Consider the following 2412-nt stretch of genomic DNA (forward strand, 5'->3'; position numbering starts at 1 on the left):
CCCCCCCCAGGACCGCCACGTCTCCCCAGGAGTTGGCATTGATATCCCCGAAGAGAGTCTCTTCCAAAAAGCCGTAGCGGCCCAATTTCCCCATGACCAGCACCCCGAAGGCGACGCTTCCCGTGAAGCAGAACGCCATCACGGTGTCTGGACGCCAGCGAGCGCTTTCGAAGAGAAGGGACATCACCCAGGCCGCGCCCAAACACCAGAGAACGAGCAGCCCCGAGGGAAGGCCCGGAGGCAGGGAGACCCCGAGCCAGAGCTCGACCGCGCTCTCCCCAAGCAGCCCCAAGGCGACCCCCGTGATCGCCGTGTGGGCGAGCGCGTCGCTGAAAAAGGCCATCCCCCGAGCCGTCAGAAAGACCCCGAGAAGACCGCAGACCGGTCCGGCGAGCGCCGCGGCAAAGAGCGCCCGTCGCAAAAAGTCGTAGGAGAGAAAGTCCAGAATCCACCCCCGATCTTGCTTGCCCGAAAAGTCTCCCCGGGTCCACCTTCTTCGGCTCCCTCTCTTAGCAGGCTTCCCTCCGGTCCGTCGATGTCGATGGAGGGCGCTCGAACGCCCTCCTCGAGCACGACTCCCTCCTCACCGAGGATGGGGGAAGCGCTGGTAGGCGGCCGCCAGCTGGTCTGCACGCAAAACCTCCTTGGGGGGGCCGCCGGCCAGGATCTTCCGGTTGAGGAAATAGATCCAGTCCGAAATGTGATGGACCAGATGGAGATCGTGGGAAACCAAGAGAATGCCGAGCCCATCGCGGTCTCGGAGCCGGTGGAGGAGCGCGTCGAAGGCGGCCGCGCCCAAGAGATCGACGCCGGTTGCCGGCTCGTCCAAGAGCAGAAGCTGGGGCTTCTTCGCCAAGGCGGCGGCGACGAGCACTCGCTGCAGCTCGCCTCCGGAGAGCTCCCCGAGCCGTCGATGGAGCAGGCCCGATACTCCCAGCTCCTCGAGGCTTTCGACGGGTTCCCCCTTTTCCCAGCCGGGCCGGAAGAGCGGACGCCCCAGGCGCAAGGCGAGGAACTCTCCCACCGTCACCGGCAGGAGCCGATCGAGGGCGAGCCGTTGCGGCAGATAGCTGATCCGGAGGCGGGGCGCCCTTTCCACCCGCCCCTCCCGCAGAGGCAGGATCCCCGCCAGGCAGCGCAGAAGCGTTGTCTTTCCCGCCCCGTTGGGCCCGATCAGAGACACTACCTCCCGCGCGAAGACTTCGAGCGAGACATCCTCGAAAGCCGTTCCCTCTCCATATCCGGCGCCGATGCCGACGGTCCGGAGCAGAGGGGGAGCTCCCGACCCACGCACGACCGGGCCTTCCCCGGCATCGACCCTTCCTTCGACTCTCCCCTCCCCCATACGCCATCCCTGGCTCCTACGGACCGGCGTGCGAACGCCTCTGGTAGACACGCACCAGAATCCGCCGATTTTCTTCGGCCACCCGCTCATAGAGATCGGCATCCGGCGCTCCGCTCTCCATCGAATCGAGAAAGACGACCGGAATCCCCGTCTCCCGGGAGATGTCCCGCAACTCGGGAGAAAGCCGGTTGACCTCGCTGAACAGCGCCGGCACCCGCTCCCGGACGATCGCGTCCATCGCCCACGCCAGGAGCCTGGGAGAGAGTCCGGCATGGCCGCCCGCCTCGAGAACGGCTACCACCTCGATCCCGTAACGGTGGGCGAGATACCCAAAGGCATCGTGATCGGCCGCCATCTTCTTGTCGGGCAAGGGGTCGAGGGAACGATGATAGGCGTCGTCCAGGCGACGGAGCCGCTCGGTCAGCCGCGCTCCCCGCGCCCGGTAGTAGGCCTCTCGCGCTCCATCCCGGCGGCAAAGCTCCCGAACGATATTCTCCACCTCGACGACGGCCGCGAGAGGATCGAGCCATACATGGGGATTGGGGCGGGCTCTCCCCGCCTGTCGGCCATCGGAGAAAGCGCTCGGCGGAACCCATTGCGGCAGCGTCGGAATCCCCCTGCTCGCGTCGAGCAGCTTCTGCGGCTCGACGTTCTCGAGCGCCTTCTCCAAGAATGTTTCGAGCCCCAAGCCGTTTCGGATGATCAAGTCCGCATCGGCGACCCGGCGAGCATCGCCGGGGCTCAACACATAGTCGTGCGGCTCCGCGTTTTGCGGCAACAGGTTGGAAAGCTCGACCGCCTCTCCGGCGATGCACTTCACGAACGAATAGAGCGGAGCGATGGTGGTCACCACGCGGAGGGGCCGGGAAGGAAGCGGCTCTGCCGAAGATCCGAGAGCCGTCGCCATCCCCCATGCGAGGAGCCCCAAAAGAATCGAGCGGAGAGTCCAATGGTGATACCGACTCTTCATTGTCTTCAGCATGGCCGCCACCCCTTGGGGTGCCAATCGAAAAACAAAAAAAGGGCCCTTCTCCTTGCGAGCCGGGCCCTCTTCTCCCGCCGTTTCC

General features: G+C 65.5%; 3 protein-coding genes. All 3 read right to left on the reverse strand.

The features are described 5' to 3' along the window. Positions 1-421, reverse strand: a 421-nt coding sequence (locus FN369_RS00950) for a metal ABC transporter permease (protein ID WP_178087588.1), incomplete at its 3' end; no start/stop codon positions are given. 162 nt (positions 422-583) lie between these two features. Continuing rightward, complete coding sequence (locus FN369_RS00955; RefSeq protein WP_142524351.1) at positions 584-1345, reverse strand: metal ABC transporter ATP-binding protein; 762 nt, start codon at positions 1343-1345, stop codon at positions 584-586. A gap of 16 nt (positions 1346-1361) precedes the next feature. Next, a partial coding sequence (locus tag FN369_RS00960) for a metal ABC transporter substrate-binding protein (RefSeq protein ID WP_218579995.1) occupies positions 1362-2412 on the reverse strand: 1051 nt, incomplete at its 5' end.

This window comes from Methylacidimicrobium cyclopophantes (assembly GCF_902143385.2).
Taxonomy (GTDB): domain Bacteria; phylum Verrucomicrobiota; class Verrucomicrobiia; order Methylacidiphilales; family Methylacidiphilaceae; genus Methylacidimicrobium; species Methylacidimicrobium cyclopophantes.